Here is a 21,943-nt window from a genome sequence, read left to right as displayed (position 1 = left end):
GTGCTAGCCTGCCGCCTGATCAGCCCCGGCCACACTACGGAGACCCCATGCAGAAGCTCGCCTTGCCCTTCGCCCTTGCCCTCGTCCTCGCCGCCTGCGGTGGCGGCAATTCCGAACCGGCCAAGCCGGCTGCAGCGCCCGAGGCCGCCAAGCCGGCGCCCGCCGCTGCCGCACCGGCCGCGCCCGTCGTCGCCAACCCCGCCGCGCAGTGGGATGCGCGCCTGAGCAGCGTCCTTGCCGGCAGCTGGCGCAGCGACGCGAACAAGGCGCGCGATGCCTACCGCCACCCCAAGGAAACGCTGGCCTTCTTCGGCCTCAAGCCCGGCCAGACGGTGATCGAAATCACGCCGGGCGGCGGCTGGTATACGGAAATCCTCGCCCCGCTGATGAAGGGCCAGGGCAAGCTCGTGGCCGCCGTGATCGACCCGGCCAGCGTGGAAAAGGAAGGGACCAAGAACTACCTGACCAAGTCCAACGGCGGCCTCAAGGACAAGATTGCCGCCGATGCGGAACGCTACAGCGAAGTGGAACTGCGCGAATTCGCGCAGGCCGCACCCAAGCTCGGCGAACCGGGCAGTGCTGACGTGGTGCTGACCTTCCGCAACGTACACAACTTCATGATGTGGAATAGCGACAAGGCGATGTTCCAGTCGGCCTTCGACGTGCTCAAGCCTGGCGGCGTGCTCGGCGTCACCGACCATCGTGCGGCGGCCGGGGCGGACTTGGCCAAGACCAAGGATTCCGGCTACATCCCGGAAGAGTACGTGATCAAGCTCGCCACCGACGCCGGCTTCGTGCTGGAAGGCAAGAGCGAGGTCAACGCCAATGCCAAGGACACCAAGGACTACGAAAAGGGCGTCTGGACCCTGCCGCCGTCGCTGGCCCTGGGCGAAACCGACAAGGCCAAGTACGTCGCGATCGGCGAGTCCGACCGCATGACGCTGAAGTTCGTCAAGCCGAATGCGCCGACCCCGCCCGGTGCGCCGGTGGAGCCGGTCAAGCAGTAAGCCGTCCGGCGTGTGCAGGCCACTAGTGCCTGCGCACGCCGCAGCTGCCTATGCTGATCGCGTTCAACAAACCCTATGGCGTGCTGTGCCAGTTCACCGACCGCAGCGTGCCGCCACGGCCGACCCTGGCCGGGCATATCGTCCAGCCCGGCGTCTATCCCGCCGGCCGGCTGGATTTCGATTCCGAAGGCCTGCTGCTGCTTACCGACGACGGCGCGCTGGCGCACCGCCTGACCGACCCGCGTCACAAGCAGGCAAAAACCTATTGGGTACAAGTGGAAGGTGTTGCCACTGCGGCGCAGCTGGCGCAGTTGCGCCGCGGCGTGCTGCTCAATGACGGACCGACCCTGCCGGCCCAGGTCAGCGCGCTGCCACAGCAGCCTGCCGGACTGTGGCCGCGCGATCCACCCGTGCGTTTTCGCAAGAGCGTGCCCGACAGCTGGCTGGAACTGAGCCTGCACGAAGGCCGCAACCGCCAGGTGCGGCGTATGACCGCCGCCGTCGGCCTGCCCACCTTGCGCTTGGTCCGCCAGCGTATCGGCGGCCATGCGCTGGAAGGCCTGCAGCCTGGGCAGTGGCGCGAACTGGGCTGATGGCGTCGCGCGCGGCGGTTCTGCGCGGCGGGTCGATGTGGCTGAAATCCTGCTGCGGCCTGCCTGTCCCAAAGTCGCCGGCGTTATCCGATTGTCTGCGGCGCCGCCGCATCGCACTATTGGGCTGAGACCCCAGCCCCGACGGTGCCCGGTTGCCATGACTTTCAAGGACCACTTCTCCACGCATTCGGCGATGTACCGCGCCTCGCGGCCGCATTACGCGCCAGAACTGTTCGTCTGGCTGGCGCAGCAGGCACCGGGCCGCGAACTGGCCTGGGACGCCGGCTGCGGCAGCGGCCAGGCCAGTGTCGGCCTGGCCGGCCAGTTCCGGCGTGTCTACGCTACCGATCCGAGCAAGGCGCAGATCGACCAGGCCGTGGCGGCACCGAATATCGACTATTGCGTGGAGCGCGCCGAAGACTGTTCCCTGCGCGAAGTCAGCGCCGACCTGGTCACAGTGGCCCAGGCGCTGCACTGGTTCGACATCGAGGAATTCCATGCCCAGGTTGAGCGCGTGCTCAAGCCGGGCGGCATTGTCGCGGAGTGGACATATGCCGATTGCCGCGTCGATGCAGCGGTGGATGCAGTGAAGCGGCACCTGTACGTAGACCTGCTCGACAGTTACTGGCCACCGGAACGCCGACTGGTCGAAAGCGGCTATGCCGAGCTGGAATTTCCGTTCGAACGCATCGAAGCACCGCGTTTCGACCTTATCGCCAGCTGGGATCTGGCCGGCTTTCTGGCCTATCTGCGCAGCTGGTCGGCGACGCAGCGCTACATGAAAGCGCTGGGCAAGGATCCGGTCGCCGATCTCGCCGCCGACTTCGCCGCCGCCTGGGGCGATCCAGCCGAGGCCAGGGAAGTGCATTGGGATCTGGCCATGCGCGTGGGGCGGTGTACTTGAGAAGGATGCGCAGGTTGGAGTAAGCCGCCAGGCGCGCTCCAACCTGTATGCCCGGCATTTGTTGCAGGAGTACGGCTTATGCGAATCGGTCTGGGCGTTACCGCGCTGCTGCTCGCAGCGGGCACGGCGAATGCGGCAGTGAAGCAGTCGGCGCCGGAAGGCTTCATCGTCGAGCATCGGCTGAGCATTGCCGCGCCACCGGCGCAGGCCTGGGCGGCGCTGGGGCAGCCGGGCAAATGGTGGCCGAAGGAACATACCTGGTCCGGCGACGCGGCCAATCTCAGTATGGATCTCGCGCTGGGCGGCTGCTTCTGCGAACGCTGGAAAGACGGCGGCGCCGAGCATGGCCGCGTCGTGATGTTCAAGCGCGAGCAGCTGCTGCGCCTGAATGCAGCGCTGGGGCCGATGCAGGACATGGCCGTCAGCGGCGTGCTGAGCATCGCCATCGCGGCGAAAGACGAAGGCAGCGAGGCTGTCGTCACCTACCGCGTCAGCGGCACGCCAGCGCATGCCTTCGACAAGATGGCGACCGTCGTCGACCAGGTCATCGGCCTGCAATTCGGCGGATGGGCGTCGTATGCGGCTTCTGCAGCACCGGCGGGAAAAGCCGATAAAGCCGGCAAGGCGGCGAAGGGAGACAAGGGCGAAAAGGGTGGCAAAGGCGAGAAAGGCGAAAAGTAGTCGCGCCGGAAGCTGGCCGCCTGCGACCGCCGTTGTCGGCCGGTTTCGCTGGCTACCCGCCTTTGAAGCATTCGCATCAATTTCAAAGCCTGGCTACTGCTAGCGATTCGTCAGCTGGATCTCGATGCGCCGGTTGCGCGTAAACGCTTCCGGCGTCTGCGCCGGATCGAGCGGGCGGAACTGGCCGAAGCCGTTCGCCGACAGCCGGTGCGCCGGGATGCCTTGCACGACCAGGTATTTCACGATCGACACCGCCCGCGCCGAGGACAGCTCCCAATTGGACGGGAAACGGTCGGTGTGGATGGGCCGTGCGTCGGTATGGCCGTCGATGCGCAATACCCAGTCCAGCGTGGACGGAATCTCCGCGGCAACCAGCTTGGCCGTCTCGGCCAGCTTGTCCAGCGAGGCTTGCGCGGTAGGGCCGAGTTCGGACGAACCGCTGTCGAACAGGATGTCCGTCGGCACGACGAAGCGGTCGCCGACGACTTGAATGTCCGGCCGGTCGCCCAGCGCTGCGCGCAGGCGGCCGAAGAACTCGGAGCGGTAGCGCTCCAGTTCGCCGACGCGGTTGGCCAGGGCGATGTTCAGCTCCTTGCCCAGGTCGGCGATTCTGGCGTCCTTGGCCTTGATGTCCTTGCTGGCCACGTCCAGCGCGGCCTGGATCTGCGCCAGCTGCGCATTCAGTGCCTGCATCTGCCGGTTCAACAGTTCCAGTTGTGCAACTTGTGCAGCTGACAGCTCCTTGCCCTTGGCCACTTCGCCCTGGCTCAGGCCCAGTTCGTTGACCAGGCGCGCGACTTCGCTTTCCAGCTGCGCCTTGAGCTGGGCCAGCGCGGCGATGTCGGTGTTCAGGCGCGCGGCCTCGGCCTGGGCGGCAGTCAGTTCGGTGCGGGCCTGGTCGCGTTCGGCGCCGGTTGAACCCAGCGAGGCCGACAGCTCTTTCACCTTGCCATCGAGCTGGCGATTGCTGTCCTGGGTCAGCGACAGGGTCTTGGCCAGCGCGGCGACGCGGGCATTCAGATCGTCCAGCGCGCGATTCTTGCCCGCCAGCGAGTCGGTCAGTACGAACTGGCCGATCGCGAACAGCATCAGCACGAAGATCATCACCATGATCAGCGAGGTGAGGGCATCGACAAAGCCGGGCCAGATATCCAGACCGCGGCGGCGGGCAGCGAGATTGCGCATGGTCTGCCCTTAGTGGCCGCGGTCGTTGCCGGCGCGACGCTGGTTGTCCATGGCCGCGGCGATGGTGCGCGACAGCAGGCGGAACTCGCTGCGCAGCTCGTCCGACAGCGTGCTGCTGGGCGCGTTGTGGCTGGCGATGGATTTCAGCGCCGTGCGCAGTTCTTCCTGCACCTCGGCGGCGGCATGGCGTTCGCGCGCGTCGCGGCTGAGGAATTCGGTCAGGCGGCCGAGCTGGGCATTGAGTTCGCCCAGCTGCTCGCTGGCGCCGCGGCGTTCGCGTTCGTTCTCGACGATGGCGCGCTGCATGCGCTCCAGGCCGTCGGCGGTCTGTTCCAGCAGTGCCTGTACATAGGCCGGCACCGAGCTGTCGCCGTCGCCGCCGATGCCGCTGGAGGAAGACAGCTTGGTCACGCCGGAAAGCCACTCTTCCATTTCGTTGTAAAAGCGATTTTGCGCGTGGCCTGCCTGCAGGTCGAGAAAGCCCAGCACGAGCGAGCTGGCCAGGCCAAACAGCGAAGTGGAGAAGCTGGTCGCCATGCCGGCCAGCGGCTCGCGTAGCTGGTCCTTCAAGGCGCCGAACATGGCTACCGAATCGGTGCCGACGCCGAGCGAGCCGATGATGTCGGCGACTGAACGTATCGTCGCGAGCAGGCCCCAGAACGTACCGAGCAGGCCGAGGAAGATGGCCAGGCCGATCAGATAGCGCGACAGGTCGCGTGCTTCCTCCAGCCGCAGATAGACGCCGTCGAGCACGGTGCGCATGGAGCTGGGGCTCAGCGCCAGCTTGTTGCGGTCGCGCCCGGACAGCATGCGCGCCATCGGCGCCAGCAGCCGCGGCTGGCCCGGCACGGGTCGTTCGGGATTGGCACGGCGGAAGTGTTCGATCCAGTCGATGTCGCGGTTCAGCGCCAGCACCTGGCGCAGGTTCACCGCGATGCCGGCGAGCAGCACCAGCAGGATCACGCAATTGAAGAAGGGGTTGGCCATGAAGGCCTGGTACAGGCGCGGCGCGATCAGGGCGGCCAGCGCAAACACGGCGGCGAGGAAGCCGGCGATCCAGATCAGGCTGCGGGTAGGTCGTGTCATGGAATGTCTCGCGGGGACTGCCCTGGGAACCAGTGAAAGAACCGAAACGTGTCTGTTGCCACGCAATCTCTGTTGAGCAGAGACAGCCAGACCTTCGCATTGCAGGACTGGCGGGCTGTGGGGAATGCTGCCGGCCAGAGCAGCGTTGGTGCCGGATCTGCCCAGGTCTCCCGTAGGATGCCAGAGGGCTCTGACAGGTTGCGTCCGGCTTGGTTCCTGCGCTCAGCTGCCGGCCAGATTGGTCCGGTTGCGACCGGGCGCGGCGCGCCGGCGCCGGCCCGCTCAGATACCGAAGAACGCCTTTGCCGTCGCCGTCGTGGCGGCCGCGGTCACGGCCGTGTCCTCGCGCCGGTCGCGTGCCACTTCCTCGCAGATATGCGCCAGATACATCGGCTCGTTGCGCCGGTGGCTGGGCATGGGCTTGACGTTGCGCGGCAGCAGGTAGGGGCTGTCGGTTTCGATCATTAGCCGATTGGCCGGGATATTGCCGACGATCTCGCGCAAATGCGTGCCGCGGCGCTCGTCGCAGATCCAGCCGGTGATGCCGATATGGCAGTCGATATCGAGATAGTCGAACAGCTCCGCGCGCGTACCCGTGAAGCAATGCACCACCACGGCCGCGAGCTTGTCGCGCACGGGCTTGAGGATGGACATGAAGTCGTCGTGCGCATCGCGCTGGTGCAGGAACAGCGGCTTGCCGCAGTCCAGCGCAATCTGCAGCTGCTGTTCGAAGGCGAACTGCTGCGTGGCGCGCGGAGAAAGGTCGCGGTGATAGTCCAGCCCGGTCTCGCCGACCGCGCGCACTTCCGGCGCTGCGACGAGTTCGCGCAGTAGCGCGTCGGTCTCGCCGTCGTATTCCGTCGCATGGTGCGGATGCACTCCGGCAGTGGCATACAGGCCCGGATGACGCCGTGCCAGTTCCAGCGCCTGCGGACTGCCTTCGCGGCTGGCGCCGGTGATCACGAGCTGGTCTACACCCTGGGCGCGGGCGCGTTGCAGAACCTGCCCGATGTCGTGCTGAAACGAGGAGTGAGTGAGGTTGGCGCCGATATCGATCAGGTGCATGGGAATCGCCGGGGCAAAGACCGGCATTATCGCAGGATGCGTCCGCGGGCCTCACCCACGGTGCAGTTTTGGGCTGGCGCGACCGGAAAAACCAGGTAAAAGTTCACAGGTAATTCATCTGCTGCAAAACACTCTCAAGGACGTTTGCGGCTCGCACATTTTCGTTTAGGGAGAAATTGTTATGCGTACGTTAAAAGCCTGGGCGGCTGGCAGCCTGTTGCTGGTTGGATCGGCGTTTTCCGGTGGCGCGGTTGTCGCGGCGCAAGCAGAGGCGGTCAGTCCTGCTGCGCAAGCGCGAGCGACTGCCGTCGCGGAGGAGAACACTGCTGTGCGCAATCTGCTTCGCGCCGATGCGGCCAAGCGGGCGGAGCGGGTTTCCGCGGGCGCGGGGCCTAAAGCCTCGACACCGTATGCGAACAATTATCGCGTCTATGCGCCCAGCTGCCTGCACTATCCGATGCCGGGCCTGCCGGCCGCGAACGATCCGACGCCGGTCTATTCGTCCCGCGTGCTGCTGGCGCAGTATCCGCCCAATTCGTTGGGCCAGTACGGAACCGAGTACGTGACGCTGCGCGTATGGCGTATTCCCTGCAGCAGCAGCGGCCAGTTTTACGATTCAGCCACTGTCATTGCGCTCGACCGCGATGCCAATATGGAAGGCAATACCGCCCGCTATCCGTTGTTCCCCGGTGCACGCATTACCCAGGGCAACAGCGCGCCCAGGCTGCTGGTGCGCGTGACGGACGAGCCCAACACATTCGTCTCGACGATTTTCGCCGACGAACCGCTGTACTACAGTGGCACTTTCGTGCTGGAAAATTTCCCTACCACCAGCAGCGACACGGCACGCTGGGATTTCAACAATCAGTTCACGTTGACCCTGCTGAATTTCTTTGCCGGCGATAACGGCTTGTCACTGACTATCCCGGCCTACAACCCGACCGAGGCCACCTTCCCCGATGCCTTCCGCGGCCTGCCGATCTCGGGTTATCTCACCGGCAACTGGTTCGACGAAGCGCATTCCGGCGAAGGCATGCTCGTACAGACCTTCGAAATACCAGATAACAAGTTGCTATTTACTTTTGCCTGGTTCACTTATGACAGCAATGGCGTGCCGTTCTGGTTGTTCGGTTCGACAGCGGTCGACCGCGGTACGCGGGGCAGGATTTCCGTGCCGACAATCTTCAATTCCGGTGGTGGTTTCGCCGGCAATTTCGGTGCGAGCGCACAGACCAATACCTGGGGAACGGTGGAGTTTACCTTTAACAATTGCTACGAAATGAAGTTCCGCTACAACAGCACCCATAATACCAATGGTGTGCCGCGTGGTACCGGCGAAAAGGTGTGGACGCGTACGGTCGATACGAACGGACTTACCTGCGAATAATCGCCACGCCATCTGCTACGAAAAGCCGCCCAGCTGGGCAATGCCAGTCAGCTGACGCTGACTGGCATTTTTCGTTGGGAAACCGAGTGCGCGGTTTTTGGTCTCGCGCGCGGGAACAATGGCTCCAGCGGTTCCCTGCCCAGACATTGGCGGGCCAGCACGCTGGCGCTCGACGCCGGCACGCTCTGGGTATCCAGACTCGGCGGGAGTTGCTGCATCGTCTGCCACATTGGAAACTGCCGATACACTGAAAGCCGATCAACAGCCACACCGCATGCTGAGCCGGTAACTCGCGTTGTCGAATGCTGGCCTTGCTCCTGGCGGACAGAGCCTGCTCGATCCAGCGGACGTCGTTCAACTGCCCCAGCTGTCCACGTGCTTCTGCATGGCACATGCTGCAACGCTGGATTCAGCGTTTTCTGGAGCAGATACAAAGCAAAAGAGCATGCCGAACATGCCCCCCTTCTACTTCTATTCGCCGGTTCAGGGATTATCTGACGGCATTGGCCTTCGAGCAGCCTTTTCTTTTGCGGGAAAACCCGGCGAGCGGCGTAGTGAACTTCTGTACAACTTCTCGGGTGGCTTTTCTGCTGCGGCAACTATTGAAGGCACCCACGACCTGCTGGCGAGTTCGCTGCAATTGCCTGGCTACTACGGCCGCAATGCCGATGCGTTGTGGGACTGCCTGGTCGGCGGGATTGGCTTGCCAGCCATGATCGAGGTGCGAGGCCGCCGGCAAATGCGTTCCGTGGATGGAGGGCTGTTGCTGTGTGCGGTCCTGGATGAAGCGCACCAGGCCATCGACGGAATCACGGTCGTCTGGGTTGACGAGCCTGTTCGGCCATGATCGAGACAAGGTATCGGTAGTGCGGGCTATGTGGGCCTGCCGCGCTTTGCCAGCGTTGCAAGTGCTGGGGTAGGCTGGGCCCGTGAGCACGCCTTCGCCTGTCGACTTCCCCATCCACGAAATCCTCCCCTCCCTGCTCGCCACCCTGGCTGCGGGCAGCCGCGCTGTGCTCGAAGCCCCGCCCGGTGCCGGCAAGACTACGCAGGTGCCGCTGGCCTTGCTGGATCAGCCCTGGCTGCAGGGCCGCAAGATCCTGCTGTTGGAGCCGCGCCGCATCGCGGCGCGCGCGGCGGCGGAGTTCATGTCGCGGCAGCTGGGCGAAGAGGTTGGCACTACGGTCGGCTATCGCATCCGTTTCGAGGCCAAGGTGTCGGCGGCGACGCGCATCGAAGTCGTCACGGAAGGGATATTGACGCGGCTGTTGCAGGGCGATCCGGAATTGAGCGCCGTCGGCGCGATTCTGTTCGACGAATTCCACGAGCGGCATCTGCAGGGCGACCTTGGTGCTGCGCTGGCGCTGGATGTGCAAAGCACCTTGCGGCCGGATCTGCGCCTGCTGGTGATGTCGGCCACGCTGGACGGCGAACGCATAGCGCGCTGGCTGGATGCGCCGCGGCTGACCAGTGCGGGGCGCAGTTTTCCGGTCGAAGTGAGTTATCCAGCCGCGCGCGGCAACGAGGATGTGCTGCTGCAGCTGCGCCGCGTGGCCGAGCAGGCGCTGGCGGAAACCGACGGCGACATTCTGGTATTCCTGCCAGGCAAGCGCGAGATCGACAAGGCACGTGGGCTGCTGAGTAGCATTGTGGACAATTGGTCGGGATTGCAGCTGCTGGCCCTGCACGGCGAATTGCCATTGCAGGAACAGCGTGCGGCACTGGCGCCCGCAGCGGCAGGTACGCGGCGCATCGTATTGGCGACGAATGTGGCGGAATCGTCGGTGACCTTGCCGGGTATCCGCGCCGTGATCGACCTGGGCCAGGCGCGCGAGCCGCGCTTCGATCCGAATTCGGGCTTTACCAAACTGCAGACGGTGGCGATTTCGCAGGCCTCGGCCGACCAGCGTGCCGGCCGCGCCGGCCGTGTCGCCGCCGGCCGTGCCTATCGCCTGTGGCCGCAGAGCCAGCGCCTGGAACCGTCGCGCCGGCCGGAACTGGAACAGGTGGAATTGTCCAGTCTTGCACTGGAGCTGGCGGCCTGGGGCGCTGATGCCTTGCCCTGGCTGGATGTGCCGCCCGCGGGCAATCTGGCGCAGGCACGCGAACTGCTGGTGCTGCTCGGTGCGCTGGATGCGAACCGGCGCATCACGGCGCTGGGGCGCAAGATGCTGGAGCTGGGCGCCACGCCGCGCCTGGCTGCCGCGGCCTTGCGCGCGCCGTCCAAGCATCAGGCGCTGGTGGCCGATCTGCTCGCGGCGGTCGAGGCGCGCAGTCCGCTGCGTGGCGAGGCGGGGCGCAGCGACGATTTCCGTCAGCGTATTGCGGCCTTGCAAGCCTGGCGCCGCGACGGTGCGCGTGCTGCGCGCGAGGCCGACATCGGCGCGCTGTCGGGCCTGGAGCAGGCGAGTTCCGGCTGGCGCCGGCGGCTGCGCAGCGCGGCAGCGGCGCGCGAGGCCGGCGATGCGCATGCGATCGGCGATCTGCTGCTGCATGCGTTTCCCGACCGCGTGGCCAGGCAGGACGCGGCCAATCCGCGCCGCTATGCCTTGTCCAACGGCCGCGGCGCGCGCCTGCACGAAAACACCGCGCTCTACGGCGAGCCCTGGCTGATTGCGCTGGATCTGCGCGCGGAAGACAAGGACAGCCTGATTCTTTCCGCCGCACCGTTCGATGCGGATCTGCTCGAACGCGATTTTCCCGAACGCTTCGGCAACCATCGCGTCGTGCGCTGGAATCAAGCCAAGCGTGCGGTCGAGGCGTTCGAAGAGCGGCGTTTTGCCGCGTTGCTGATCGCGCGCCGCCAGGTGGCGGTGACGTCGGCGGATGCGGTGCCGGCGCTGCTGTCGGCAGTGCGGGAAGGCGGACTGGAGCTATTGCCCTGGAGCGACAACGCGCGGGAATTGCGCGGCCGCGTGCAGGCGTTGCGCGAGTGGTGTCCGGAGATCGGCCTGCCCGATGTATCCGACGAGGCCTTGCTGTTGCGCCTGGACGAGTGGCTGGCGCCGTATCTGCAGGGCAAGTCGCGGCTGGATGCGCTGCGCGCGGATGAGTTGTCGCAGGCGCTCAGTGCGATGCTGGATTTCGAGCAGCGCCGCGCGCTGGACGCGCAGGCGCCGGTGACGATACGCGTGCCCAGCGGCAACGAACGGCGCATCGAATACGTCGCCGGGCAGCCGCCGGTATTGGCGGTGAAACTGCAGGAATTGTTCGGCCTGGCCGATACGCCGCGCATCGCCCAGGGGCGCGTGCCGCTGACCTTGCATCTGCTGTCGCCGGCGCAGCGGCCTATCCAGGTGACGCAGGATCTGAAGGGCTTCTGGGAGCGAACTTATCCAGAAGTAAAAAAAGAGATGAAGGGGCGCTATCCGCGCCATCCCTGGCCGGACGATCCCTGGACCGCCACCGCGACGGCGCGGGCGAAGCCGCGCGGTACTTAGGCGGTTGCGACGGTCGCCGTTGCAGCGTCCTGCGGCGCAATTCGCTGCGCTCATCGGCGCCCTACCAAAGCAGACTTTGCCTTCGTAGGGTGCGATGAGCGAACGCGAATTGCACCGCGAGGTGGTTCAGCCAGCCTCCAGCACATGACGCTGCGGCGCAATTCGCTGCGCTCATCGGCGCCCTACCAAAGCAGACTTTGCCTTCGTAGGGTGCGATGAGCGAACGCGAATTGCACCGCGAGGTGGTTCAGCCAGCTTCCAGCGCATGACGCTGCGGCGCAATTCGCTGCGCTCATCGGCGCCCTACCAAAGCGGACTTTGCCTTCGTAGGGTGCGATGAGCGAACGCGAATTGCACCGCGAGGTGGTTCAGCCGGCTTCCAGCACATGACGCTGCGGCGCAATTCGCTGCGCTCATCGGCGCCCTACCAAAGCAGACTTTGCCTTCGTAGGGTGCGATGAGCGAACGCGAATTGCACCGCGAGGTGGTTCAGCCAGCTTCCAGCGCATGACGCTGCGGCGCAGTTCGCTGCGCTCATCGGCGCCCTACCAAAGCGGACTTTGCCTTCGTAGGGTGCGATGAGCGTACGCGAATTGCACCGCGAGGTGGTTCAGCCGGCTTCCAGCGCACGATGCCGCGGCGCATTGCGCTGCGATCATCGGCGCCCCGCCAAAGCGCAGCGCCGCTTCGGCAATTTACAAAATGTAGCGCGAGTGGTCTTCGTCCTTGACCAGTTCGCCCAGGTGCGCGTCGACATAGGCGGCATCGACCAGATAGTGGCTGCCGCTCTTGTCCGGCGCTTCGTAGGAGATGTTGTCGAGCAGGCGCTCCAGCACCGTATGCAGGCGGCGGGCGCCGATGTTCTCGGTGCGTTCGTTGACCTGGAAGGCGATGGCGGCAAGGCGGGCAATGCCGTCGGGTGCGAATTCCAGGGTCACGCCTTCGGTGGCGAGCAACGCGGTGTATTGCTTGGTCAACGCGTTGTGCGGTTCGCGCAGGATGCGTTCGAAGTCTTCGCTGGTCAGCGCGCCGAGTTCGACGCGGATAGGGAAGCGGCCCTGCAGTTCGGGAATCAGGTCGGACGGCTTGGCCAGCGAGAACGCGCCGGAGGCGATGAACAGGATATGGTCGGTCTTGATCACGCCGTACTTGGTCGAGACGGTAGAACCTTCGACCAGCGGCAGCAGGTCGCGCTGCACGCCTTCGCGGCTGACGCCGGCGCCGTGCCACTCGCCGCGCTGGGCGACCTTGTCGATTTCGTCGATGAACACGATGCCGTTCTGCTCGCAGTTGCGCAGCGCCTCGGCCTTGAGTTCCTCGTCGTTGAGCAGCTTGCCGGCTTCTTCTTCCAGCAACACCGGCCGCGCGGCCTTGATGCTCATCTTGCGCTGCTGCGTGCGCGCGCCGGCCAGCGACTGGAACATGCCGCGCAGCTGCTGGCTCATTTCTTCCATGCCTGGCGGCGCGGCAATCTCGACGCCGAGGTTCATGCTGGTTTCCAGGTCGATCTCGCGTTCGTCGAGCTTGCCTTCGCGCAGCTGCTTGCGCAGTTTCTGCCGCGTGTCGGTATCGCTGGCCTGGGCCGGCTGCTGCTGTTCCCAGCCGGTGGTGCGGCGCGGCAGCAAGGCATCGAGGATGCGTTCTTCGGCGCGGTCTTCGGCGGTGGTCCGGATGCGGTTCTTGGCCTGTTCGCGTGTCATCTTGAAGGCCATGTCGGCCAGGTCGCGCACGATGGATTCGACATCCTTGCCGACATAGCCCACCTCGGTGAACTTGGTTGCTTCCACCTTGATGAACGGTGCATTGGCCAGGCCGGCCAGGCGGCGTGCGATTTCGGTCTTGCCCACGCCGGTGGGGCCGATCATGAGAATGTTCTTGGGTGTGACCTCGTCGCGCAGGGCCGGGTCGAGCTGCATGCGCCGCCAGCGGTTGCGCAGGGCAATCGCGACGGCGCGCTTGGCGGCGTGCTGGCCCACGATGTGGCGGTCGAGTTCGTTGACGATTTCGCGCGGAGTCAATTCGGACATGATGGGCTTTTCGGAAAGAGGGGCGGCGCGCGCAGGGCGCGGCTCAGGCCGTGCCGCCGTCGAGTTCTTCGATGACGATGGAATGATTGGTATAGATGCAGATGTCGCCGGCGATCTTGAGCGAGCGCTCGACGATGCTGCGTGCATCGAGTTCGGTGTTGTCCAGTAGCGCCTTGGCCGCAGCCTGGGCGAACGGTCCGCCGGAACCGATGGCGATCAGGCCGTGCTCGGGTTCGAGCACGTCGCCGTTGCCGGAAATCAGCAGGGAGGCATCTTTGTCCGCCACCGCGAGCATGGCTTCCAGCCGGCCGAGGCGGCGGTCGGTGCGCCATTCCTTGGCCAGTTCCACTGCGGCGCGCACCAGCTGGTTGCCGTGCTTGGAGAGCTTGTCTTCGAACAGTTCGAACAGGGTGAAGGCGTCGGCGGTGGCGCCGGCGAAACCGGCGATCACATCGCCACGGCCGAGGCGGCGCAATTTGCGCGCGTTGGACTTCACCACGGTATTGCCCAGGGTGACCTGGCCGTCGCCGCCGATGACTACCTTGCCATTGCGCCGCACCGACACGATGGTCGTTGCATGGAAACTTTCCGCCATAAGGCCTCCGGGTATCGAACCCGGAAGGTAGGGATGGCGGGGCGGCTAAACAAGAGCCGCCGCTGCAAGGGGCGGCGGCTCCTGGCGCCAGGCCTGGTCAAGCGCGGGCGCGGCGCGGCGTGCGAGCCAGTTTGCCAAGCACCTTTTCGGTACCGTCCCACAGTCGCTGGCGTGCGGTCAGGCTGGCTAGCGCAGCGCGGCTCACGGTTTCCACCATCTCCGGCTCGCGCTCCAGTGCGCGCAGGATGATCGCCTCGGCTGCAGGGCCGTGGGCATCGCCGTCCAGCTCGATATGCCGGTCGAGGTAGTAGACGAACGACGGTGCCTCGATACGGTCCAGCCCCCAGCTGTCGAGCAGGCGCTGGAACATGCCCGGAATGACGTTTTCGCGGCCGTAGAAGAAATTCGCCATCACCACCAGAGTGCGTTCGCCAATGGCGACGCGCAGGGTATTGGTGACGAAGTCGATCACGCAGGTCGGTGCACCGACGCGGCCGAGCGCGTTCTCCACGGGCACGCGGTCGCGTACCAGGGCGAGGAACTGCTGGAACTGGCGCGTATCGGCGCCGACTTCTTTCATCGCGGCGAGGTAAAGCTCCAGATGGCTGATCGGATGGCCGTCGGGACCGGTGTCGGTTTCCTCGGCCAGGATGATGTCGTTGATCAGGTGGGCGGCTTCGATGTCGGCCGGCGGCATCCAGGGCAGTTCTACGCAGGTGAGGTCGCGCTGCAGCCGCTTGGCCAGGGACATGAAGTCCCAGACCGCGAATACGTGCACCTGCATGAACGCGCGCAACGTCTCCAGATCACGGATGGCGTCGAACACGCGGTGCGTGTGCAGGGCGTCGCGCAGCTCACGCACCTGCGGCGTGAACACCTGTTCGAGTAGTGCGGACACGGCTGACTCCTTCTATGGATGCGCGGGCCGGCCGGACGCCGCCACGGCGCCGTGCGGGCATCGCGCGGAACAACTCAACTGGTTTGATAGAGCGGATAGAGGCTGCCTTCCTCGCGTTCGATGCGCTGCACCAGCAGCGCGCCGACGCTGCGGTAGTCGGCCAGGAAAGCGCTGCGCTCGACCGAAGTCACCAGCGGGTGCTGGTACTTCTTGACGAAGTCGATCACGCCGCGCGCGATGGTGTTCATTTCGCGGCGGAAATCGCGGATCAGGCCAAAATTTTCTTCATCGTCGCGCAAGGTGTATTCGACGTAGTTATAGAAGCGCACGTTCTCGGCGAGCAGGTGTGCTTCCAGCTGCGACTTGAAGGCGAGCAGTTGCGCCGGCAGCAGATCCCAGCGGTCGCGCTCGGGCAGCATGCCGATCTGTTCGAAGGCGTGGACGAGTTCGCGGTGGTCCTGGGTGAGCTGGGGCACCAGGCGCGCATCGAAGCGCGGCGTGCGTGCCGTTCCGTGCGACAGCGGTGCCGGGCGCGCGCTGGGTGCGGCTGCTTCGCCTCTGCCAAACAGCTTGCGGATGGCTGCAAACATGCGGTCTCCGGGGGCGAAACCGCCGCGTGGCTGCGGCTGTGAATCGATCCTAGCACCTAATGTTCTATTTGCAATCGTATACGTGTATCGGGAATTGCGAAAATATAAAAGATATATTGTGATTGCTTTGGCGGTTTCGATGAGCCGTTTTTGTCCCTTTTCCCGAGAGTCGTAGAGGCTGGAGACAGTGACTCTGATTGCCTGCGGCGGGCAGTTTTTTCATATCTGTTGCCGAATCGAAGCGGCCGGCATTGCCGGCCCGCAGCGAGCGCGTCTGTGCGCGGGCGCCATCAGGTACGCGAACAAAAAACGCCACGCGGCACGGGTGTGCGGCGTGGCGTCGATTTGTTGCCGGCGTTTACGGTCTCGCCCGGCGTCGGCCGTTGTTCAGGTCGGCATGTACAGCGGATAGAGGTTGCCTTCCTCGCGCTGGATGCGCTGCACCAGCAGGCCGCCGACAGCGCGGTAGTCGGCCAGGAAGCCATGCTGCAGGATGTCCGGATCGTGGTTGGCCTGGTACTTCTTCACGAAGTCGATCACGCCGCGGGCGATGCTGTTCATCTCGCGGCGGAAATCGCGGATCAGGCTGAGGTTTTCCGCGTCGTCGCGCAGGGTCGACTCGACATAGTTGTAGAAGCGCACATTTTCCGTCAGCAGGTGTGCTTCCAGGCGCGTCTTGAACGCCGTGAGCAGGGCTGGGATTTCGTGGAAGCGGCGGGCCTCGTAGGTGCGGCCGATCTGCTCGAACAGCGCCACCAGTTCCTGGTGGTCGTTCTTCAGCGAAGGCACCAGGCCAGAGTCGTAGCTCGGCGCGCGCGGTGGGGGCATGCCGCCATGGCGCAGCGGCGAGGGCGCCGGCGCGGGGGCGGGTTTGGCCGGCTGGCCAATGAGTCTGCGCAGCATGTCGAGCATGGTTCCTCCTGTGCCGCGGGTGCGGCAACCTGCAAGCAACGACAGCAGCGGCAACAGGCGCCGCGGCCGGAATGCACGGCGCAGACGCCTGTGCCCCGGAAAGCCTGGTCAGGCCCGGGTGCCGAAAGCGCCAGCCGCGTAAAAAGTGCACATAGGTTAACCAATTGCGCGTCAGAAAAATATGACGAAGGTTACATATGCAGATAAGTGAATCAGTTGACACGAATACATTGGTCGACTTGACGCCGGCTGTCGCGGCCTCTTGAACATTCCATCAGGCATGGTATGTTATTGCGTCCCCCAAACTGGAGCAGCGGACATGAATGCCTGGCTGGTCGCCGCGTCGCTAGCGGCGTTTGCGACATTCCTGGTGCATACCTTCGTAGGTGGCCGGCAGATCGCTGCGCCACTGCTGCAGGCGCGTTCGCTGGCCCGCATCCCACGCCTGACGGTCTACTACTGCTGGCACATGGTGACGTTGCTGCTGCTGGCCATGGCCGCGGCACTGGGCTGGGCGGCGTACCAGGCCAATGTCGCGCTGGTGCTGCTGGTACTGGCGCTGTCGGCTGGCTTTGCCGGCTTGAGTCTGGCCCTGGTCGTGCGTTTTCGCGTGAGTGCCTGGCTGATGCCGCAGTGGTCGTTCTTCGTCGTGATCGCGCTGCTGAGCGCGGCCGGGCTGGCCTGAGGCCATGATGGCGCGCAAGAGCGACGTCGACTGGATCGCCATCGGCCTGGACCTGCTGGCCGAGCTGGGGCATACGCGCCTGACAGTGGCCGACCTGTGCGCGCGCAGCGGCCGCACCAAGGGCTCGCTGTATCACCACTATGCCGACATGGCGCTGTTCCGCGCGGCATTGCTGGATGCCTGGCGCGAACGCAATACCGAACGCCTGATCGCCGAGACCGAGCGCGAGGCCAGGGTCGAGGACAAGACCCGCGTGCTCGACAGGCTGGCGATGGCGCTGGACCTGCGGCTGGAGCGCGCCGTACGCAACTGGGCCGCGCACGATGCCCAGGCGCGCGAGGTCGTACAGGCGGTGGACCGCCAGCGCATCGACTATCTGGTCGAGCTGTGCCGGCAAGAGGGCAACCCGCCGGCAGTGTCGCGCGATCTTTCCACGCTGACTTACGCTGCCTACCTGGGGCTGCAGCAGCTGTTCGGCGCCGACGAGCAGGCGGCCCTGCGCCGGCTGGTGCCCAAGATCGAATTCGTGCTGGCCGGCAGCCAGCGCGACAAGGGATCGGCATGACCGAGGCGGCGGAGCGTGTCAGCGGCACCAGCCTGCTGGCCTGGCGCAACCTCAGCCATGACCGCGCGCGTTTCGTCGTGACCCTGGTCGGCGTGCTGTTCGCGGTGCTGCTGATGGGGGTGGAACTGGGCCTGCTGCTGGGCTTTGCGCGCACGACCTCGGGCCTGGTCGACCACACCACGGCCGACCTTTGGATAACGCCGGCCGGAACGACCAATGTGGATATTGCTGGCCGTCTCGACGAGCGCCGCCGCTTCGAGGCGATGTCCGTGCCCGGCGTAGCCCAGGTCGATCGCCTGATGATGCAGTTCGCGTTCTGGCGCAAGCCCGACGGCGGTACCGAAAGCGTCAGCATGGTCGGCTTCAACCTGGCCAACGGCCAGGGCGCACCGTGGAACCTAGTCAAGGGCAGCATCGCCGACCTGCAGCAGGACGATGCGGTGATCATCGACACCTTGTATGCGCGCAAGCTCGGCGTGACAGCGCTGGGGCAAACGGTGGAAATCAACAACCGCCGCGCGCGGGTGGTCGGTTTTACCCAGGGCATACGCACGTTCACCCAAAGCCCCTACGTCTTCACTATCCATCGCAATGCGCAGAATTTCACTTTTTTCCGCCCGGACGAGACCACCTACCTGCTGGTCAAGCTCAGGCCCGGCGCCGATGTAGAGGCGACACGGCTGGCCTTGCAGGCGCGCCTGGGCCGGGTCGATGTCTGGCGCGCGGCAGATTTCGCCGCGCAGGCGCAGCGCTACTGGCTGGTGACTACCGGCGCGGGCTCGGCCTTGCTGCTGGCGGCGCTGCTGGGCCTGGTCGTCGGTATCGTCATCGTCGGCCAGACCTTGTATGCGACGACGGTCGACCGCCTGCCCGAATACGCCACCTTGCGCGCGATGGGCGCGCCAAACCGCTATCTGTATGCGGTCATCCTCAAGCAGGCCGCCATCAGCGCGGTATTCGGCTTCGCCGGCGGCATGCTGATGGTCTGGCTGGTGATGCTGGCCAGCGCCGGCAGCACCGTGGCGGTGGCAATGCCGCCGGGCCTGATCGGCGTGCTGGCATTGCTCACGGCCGGCATGTGTGCGCTGGGTGCGCTGGTGTCGATACGCCGCGTGATGCGCATCGACCCGACCTCGGTGTTCCAGTGAACCGCGTGCTGACGCTCGCCGATGTCGGCGTGACCTACGGTCGCGGCGCCACTGCGTTCGCTGCGCTGCAAGGTATAAACCTGGATATTGCCAGCGGCGAAATGACCTTGCTGCTCGGCCCCAGCGGTTCGGGCAAGACCAGCCTGCTGCAGGTGATGGGCTGCCTGCTGCGCGCCAGCTGCGGCAGCGTGCAGCTGTTCGGCCAGGCACTGGCCCGCGACGTCGGCGCCGAAGCGATGGCCGCACTGCGCCTGGCGCATATCGGTTTCGTGTTCCAGCATTACAACCTGTTTCCCACGCTGAAGGCCTGGGAAAACGTGGCCGTGGCGCTGGACATCAAGCAGGTGCCGCGGGCGCAGCAGCGCGAACAGGCGCTGGCCCTGCTGGCGCGACTGGGCCTGGCCGATCGCGCCGGCCACTATCCGAGCGAGCTTTCCGGCGGACAGAAACAGCGTGTGGCGATTGCCCGCGCGCTGGCCGGTGCGCCGCGCATTCTGCTCGCCGACGAGCCGACTGCGGCGCTGGACGGCAAGACTGGCCAGGGCGTTGCCGCCGCATTGCACGAGCTGGCCCACCGCGAAGGCGTTGCCGTTGTCGTGGTCAGCCATGATCCGCGCGTAGAGCCGTTTGGCGATCGCGTCCTGCATCTTGAAGACGGTCGTCTGGTCGACGACAGCCGGCCGTCGCGGAGTTCCGCATGAATGTGCTGTTGCTGCTTGCCCGCCTTGCCCTGGTGGTTGTCGCATTGGCGCTCGCTGCCTGCGGCAGCACGCCACCGCCGCCGCACACGCCGTCGCTGGAGGCCATAGCGGCCGGTGGCCTGGTCGAGCCGGCCGGCGAGGAGCGCGTGATCATTCCGCAATTGTCGGGACGCCTGGCCAAGGTGACCATCAGCGAAGGCGATGCGGTACAGGCCGGCCAGCTCATTGCCGAGATCGAGAACAGCGAATACCGCGCGGCGCTGGCCGCCGCGACTGCCGAGGTGCAGCGGCGCGAAGCGGAACTGGCGCGTCTGCGCGCCGGCGCGCGCAGCGAGGAACTGACCGCCGCCCGCGCGGCGCGCGACGAAGCCGCCGCACTCGAGCAGCAGGCCGTGGCCGAGCGCGACCGCCGCGAGGGTTTGCTCAGGAACAAGTCGATTGCCGTGGAAATTGCGCAGCAGGCCCGCGCCCAGGCCGCGGCCGCCGCGGCGCGCCGTGCGCGTGCCGACGCCGACCTGGATCTGCTGCGCGCCGGTGCACGTCCGGAGGAACTGGCCGCCGCCACGGCTGCCGTCGCCGCGGCCGGGGCCGAGCGCGATCGCGCCCAGGCGCTGCTGGAAAAGACGCGGATCTACGCGCCGGTCAGCGGCCACGTGCTCAAGCGCGATCTGAATGAAGGCGAGACCGTGGTCGCGCTGTCGCCGCTGCCGCTGGCGCGCATCGGCGATCTGAGCCGCCGCTACGTGCGTGCCGACATCGACGAATTGGACATAGGCCGCATCCGCGTCGGCCAGCCGGCGACGATCAGCAGCGACGCCTTCGTGCAGCAGCAGTTCGCTGGCAAGGTGGTGCGCGTGAGCCAGCGCATGGGCCGGCGCAATTCCATCTCCGGCGACCCGGCCGAGAAGCAGGATGCGAAAATCCTCGAAGCGCTGATCGAACTGGAAGGCCAGCCGCCGCTGCCGATTGGCCTGCGCGTGGATGTGCGCATACAGGTGAAATAGTCATTCGGTGTGGTCGGCCTCGCGCGGCCATACCGTGTGCAGCGGGTCCAGTTCGTCGTCGCGCTGGGTATTGCCGCGCATGCCGAAGCCGCATACCGCGAGCACGCCTTCGTGCAGTGGATCCAGGCCGAAGGCGCGTTCGATCGCGGTTTCGTTGATCGCCGCGGTGACGAAGGCGCCGAGGCCGAGTTCTGTCGCCGACAGATACAGGTTTTGCGACAGATGGCCGGCGTCGAGCACGACGACGCGGTGTGCCTTGGCGTGGTTGCGGTATTTCCAGAAGCTGCGCGCAAAGCGCGATACCAGCATCACCAGCACCGGCGCATCGGCCAGATAGCGTTGTGCGGCGACGCAGCGCAGGGCGAAGTCGCCCAGTTCCGCGCTCGCCGGCGACGCCAGCGGTTCCAGCGCGTGCGCGACAGGATGATAGTGATACAGGCCCGGCGCCACGCCTTGCACGCGCTGCACCAGCAGGTAGGCCTCGGTCGGGTGCAGGCCGCCGCCGGACGGGCTGTTGCGTTTCATCACGCTGTTGCCGGGCATGATGTCGAGCATGGCCTGGGCGCCGAATACGCGATGCAGCATTGTGCAAAATAATTCATTGTCCAGGTAGGCGGCGGGGTCGAAGTTCCTGCAGGTGACGCGGCGCCGCAGTAGCGCGTCGAATGCGTTCGGCGGCGGCAGCGCCAGGGCCATGCGCTGCGCCGCCGTGCTGCGCTCGCCCACCGTTGGCGGCGGCGGGCCGAGCTTTTCCAGCAGTTCGTTCAGCGTGGCATAGCCGGCCTGTTGCGCCGCTTCGCCGGATTTCACGTCGCTCCAGCGCCCGAACAACTGCGCGACCGCGGCATGCGGGTGCCAGCCGGTGGCACGCAGGCGCTCGTCGCGTTCGCGCCAGTGCGTGCCGGTGTGGTCGTCGCTGAGCAGCAGTCCACAGTCGAGCAGGCGCGCAAGCACGGCGGGCTCGTGCGCGGCTTGCAGTACGGTGAGTTCGGTCCAGCGCTGCACTGGCACGGCGGCCAGCACGTCGGCATCGCCGGCAACGAGTTCCACCTCGCGGTCCAGGTGCGGTGCCAGCGCGAGCAGGCGGTGGCCTGCGGCCAGACCGTCGCCGCCAGCGAGCAGGGAGTCCAGGTCGAAGCCAATACTCTCGCGCGGTTCGATCAGCAATACGGCGCAGCGGCGCAGGCGCACGGCGTTCTCCCGAACAAAGTGTCCAGGCTAGCGGCTCGTACTGGCGGGGGCAACGCGTGTGCCCTATTGCGACTCAATTCACCATACTGGCGCGCTTGTTGCTATAGGACACCACGGCTAAGCTCAATCTTTTGCCGGCGGCGAACCGTGTCCGTTCGCCGTTTCGTGCTGTCAGCTCCGTTGAAGCGGTTGGGTGTTGCCTGCGGAGTTGGGCGGCACTGCCGGCGATGCGGCAGCCGTGGCACCGGCCCTGGACGCATGTTCTGTTCTGGCCCACAT

At 65.7% G+C, this 21,943-nt stretch carries 22 protein-coding genes; 12 read left to right on the top strand and 10 right to left on the bottom strand.

From position 1 onward, the window contains the following. Positions 1 to 47 precede the first annotated feature (47 nt). From DFR29_RS17830 to DFR29_RS17815, 4 genes are all read left to right on the top strand, one after another. Entirely contained in the window at positions 48 to 1,007 is a 960-nt protein-coding gene (locus DFR29_RS17830; protein ID WP_133819977.1) for a class I SAM-dependent methyltransferase, read from the top strand. A gap of 50 nt (positions 1,008 to 1,057) precedes the next feature. After that, positions 1,058 to 1,600 carry a pseudouridine synthase gene (locus DFR29_RS17825; RefSeq protein ID WP_133819976.1) on the top strand — a complete coding sequence of 181 codons (543 nt, stop codon included), beginning with the start codon at positions 1,058 to 1,060 and terminating at the stop codon, positions 1,598 to 1,600. 157 nt (positions 1,601 to 1,757) lie between these two features. After that, positions 1,758 to 2,504, top strand: coding sequence for a class I SAM-dependent methyltransferase (locus DFR29_RS17820; protein WP_133819975.1), 747 nt, complete (start codon positions 1,758 to 1,760; stop codon positions 2,502 to 2,504). 78 nt (positions 2,505 to 2,582) lie between these two features. Further along, positions 2,583 to 3,185, top strand: a complete 603-nt coding sequence (locus tag DFR29_RS17815) for a hypothetical protein (protein ID WP_133819974.1) — start codon at positions 2,583 to 2,585, stop codon at positions 3,183 to 3,185. Between the two features lie 99 nt (positions 3,186 to 3,284). Here the strand turns inward: DFR29_RS17815 and DFR29_RS17810 are convergent, their stop codons facing one another. The 3 genes from DFR29_RS17810 to DFR29_RS17800 form a co-directional block, all read right to left on the bottom strand. After that, a complete protein-coding gene (locus DFR29_RS17810) occupies positions 3,285 to 4,370 on the bottom strand; it encodes a peptidoglycan -binding protein (RefSeq protein ID WP_133819973.1) in 1,086 nt (361 codons plus the stop codon). A gap of 9 nt (positions 4,371 to 4,379) precedes the next feature. Continuing rightward, positions 4,380 to 5,456 (bottom strand): flagellar motor protein MotA, encoded by a 1,077-nt coding sequence (locus DFR29_RS17805; RefSeq protein WP_133819972.1) that lies wholly within the window; start codon positions 5,454 to 5,456, stop codon positions 4,380 to 4,382. A 282-nt stretch (positions 5,457 to 5,738) separates the two neighbouring features. Next, positions 5,739 to 6,521, bottom strand: a complete 783-nt coding sequence (locus tag DFR29_RS17800) for a TatD family hydrolase (protein ID WP_133819971.1) — start codon at positions 6,519 to 6,521, stop codon at positions 5,739 to 5,741. A 328-nt stretch (positions 6,522 to 6,849) separates the two neighbouring features. Between DFR29_RS17800 and DFR29_RS17795 the strand changes: the two genes are divergently transcribed. After that, on the top strand, positions 6,850 to 7,908 hold the full coding sequence (locus tag DFR29_RS17795; protein WP_133819970.1) for a hypothetical protein: 1,059 nt from the start codon (positions 6,850 to 6,852) through the stop codon (positions 7,906 to 7,908). Here the strand turns inward: DFR29_RS17795 and DFR29_RS30535 are convergent. Then, positions 7,895 to 8,302, bottom strand: a complete 408-nt coding sequence (locus DFR29_RS30535) for a transposase domain-containing protein (RefSeq protein ID WP_133819969.1) — start codon at positions 8,300 to 8,302, stop codon at positions 7,895 to 7,897. The genes DFR29_RS17795 and DFR29_RS30535 overlap by 14 nt on opposite strands. Here DFR29_RS30535 and DFR29_RS17785 point away from each other — a divergent pair. Together DFR29_RS17785 and hrpB are read left to right on the top strand one after the other, a co-directional pair. Then, positions 8,294 to 8,755: a barstar family protein gene (locus tag DFR29_RS17785; RefSeq protein WP_208113637.1), complete on the top strand. Its 462-nt coding sequence runs from the start codon at positions 8,294 to 8,296 to the stop codon at positions 8,753 to 8,755. The genes DFR29_RS30535 and DFR29_RS17785 overlap by 9 nt on opposite strands. Positions 8,756 to 8,837: 82 nt before the next feature. Beyond that, positions 8,838 to 11,348, top strand: a complete 2,511-nt coding sequence (gene hrpB / locus DFR29_RS17780; RefSeq protein ID WP_243746094.1) for an ATP-dependent helicase HrpB — start codon at positions 8,838 to 8,840, stop codon at positions 11,346 to 11,348. A 695-nt stretch (positions 11,349 to 12,043) separates the two neighbouring features. Here hrpB and hslU read toward each other — a convergent pair. From hslU to DFR29_RS17755, 5 genes are all read right to left on the bottom strand, one after another. Next, a complete protein-coding gene (gene hslU / locus DFR29_RS17775) occupies positions 12,044 to 13,375 on the bottom strand; it encodes an ATP-dependent protease ATPase subunit HslU (RefSeq protein ID WP_133819968.1) in 1,332 nt (443 codons plus the stop codon). A gap of 43 nt (positions 13,376 to 13,418) precedes the next feature. After that, positions 13,419 to 13,970, bottom strand: coding sequence for an ATP-dependent protease subunit HslV (gene hslV, locus DFR29_RS17770; RefSeq protein WP_133819967.1), 552 nt, complete (start codon positions 13,968 to 13,970; stop codon positions 13,419 to 13,421). 97 nt (positions 13,971 to 14,067) lie between these two features. Continuing rightward, positions 14,068 to 14,868 carry a DUF3050 domain-containing protein gene (locus tag DFR29_RS17765; RefSeq protein ID WP_208113636.1) on the bottom strand — a complete coding sequence of 267 codons (801 nt, stop codon included), beginning with the start codon at positions 14,866 to 14,868 and terminating at the stop codon, positions 14,068 to 14,070. Positions 14,869 to 14,942: 74 nt separating this feature from the next. Further along, complete coding sequence (locus DFR29_RS17760) at positions 14,943 to 15,458, bottom strand: hemerythrin domain-containing protein (RefSeq protein WP_133819966.1); 516 nt, start codon at positions 15,456 to 15,458, stop codon at positions 14,943 to 14,945. 387 nt (positions 15,459 to 15,845) lie between these two features. Further along, positions 15,846 to 16,370 carry a hemerythrin domain-containing protein gene (locus tag DFR29_RS17755; protein ID WP_133819965.1) on the bottom strand — a complete coding sequence of 175 codons (525 nt, stop codon included), beginning with the start codon at positions 16,368 to 16,370 and terminating at the stop codon, positions 15,846 to 15,848. A 319-nt stretch (positions 16,371 to 16,689) separates the two neighbouring features. Between DFR29_RS17755 and DFR29_RS17750 the strand changes: the two genes are divergently transcribed. The 5 genes from DFR29_RS17750 to DFR29_RS17730 are packed head-to-tail and all read left to right on the top strand — an operon-like array spanning position 16,690 to position 20,473. After that, complete coding sequence (locus tag DFR29_RS17750; protein ID WP_133819964.1) at positions 16,690 to 17,055, top strand: hypothetical protein; 366 nt, start codon at positions 16,690 to 16,692, stop codon at positions 17,053 to 17,055. 4 nt (positions 17,056 to 17,059) lie between these two features. Continuing rightward, positions 17,060 to 17,620, top strand: coding sequence for a TetR/AcrR family transcriptional regulator (locus DFR29_RS17745; protein WP_133819963.1), 561 nt, complete (start codon positions 17,060 to 17,062; stop codon positions 17,618 to 17,620). Continuing rightward, positions 17,617 to 18,768, top strand: a complete 1,152-nt coding sequence (locus DFR29_RS17740) for an ABC transporter permease (RefSeq protein WP_133819962.1) — start codon at positions 17,617 to 17,619, stop codon at positions 18,766 to 18,768. Before DFR29_RS17745 ends, DFR29_RS17740 begins: the two co-directional genes overlap by 4 nt. Then, positions 18,765 to 19,469 carry an ABC transporter ATP-binding protein gene (locus DFR29_RS17735; protein ID WP_133819961.1) on the top strand — a complete coding sequence of 235 codons (705 nt, stop codon included), beginning with the start codon at positions 18,765 to 18,767 and terminating at the stop codon, positions 19,467 to 19,469. Before DFR29_RS17740 ends, DFR29_RS17735 begins: the two co-directional genes overlap by 4 nt. Continuing rightward, entirely contained in the window at positions 19,466 to 20,473 is a 1,008-nt protein-coding gene (locus DFR29_RS17730) for an HlyD family secretion protein (protein ID WP_133819960.1), read from the top strand. The genes DFR29_RS17735 and DFR29_RS17730 overlap by 4 nt, the downstream gene beginning before the upstream one ends. On the opposite strand, the gene DFR29_RS17725 is transcribed toward DFR29_RS17730, so the two are convergent. Further along, positions 20,474 to 21,664, bottom strand: coding sequence for a putative peptide maturation dehydrogenase (locus tag DFR29_RS17725; protein WP_133819959.1), 1,191 nt, complete (start codon positions 21,662 to 21,664; stop codon positions 20,474 to 20,476). Between the last annotated feature and the right edge of the window lie 279 nt (positions 21,665 to 21,943).

The sequence above is a fragment of the Tahibacter aquaticus genome, assembly GCF_004363655.1.
GTDB lineage: Bacteria > Pseudomonadota > Gammaproteobacteria > Xanthomonadales > Rhodanobacteraceae > Tahibacter > Tahibacter aquaticus.
This window is presented reverse-complemented; position numbering and strand designations above follow the sequence as displayed.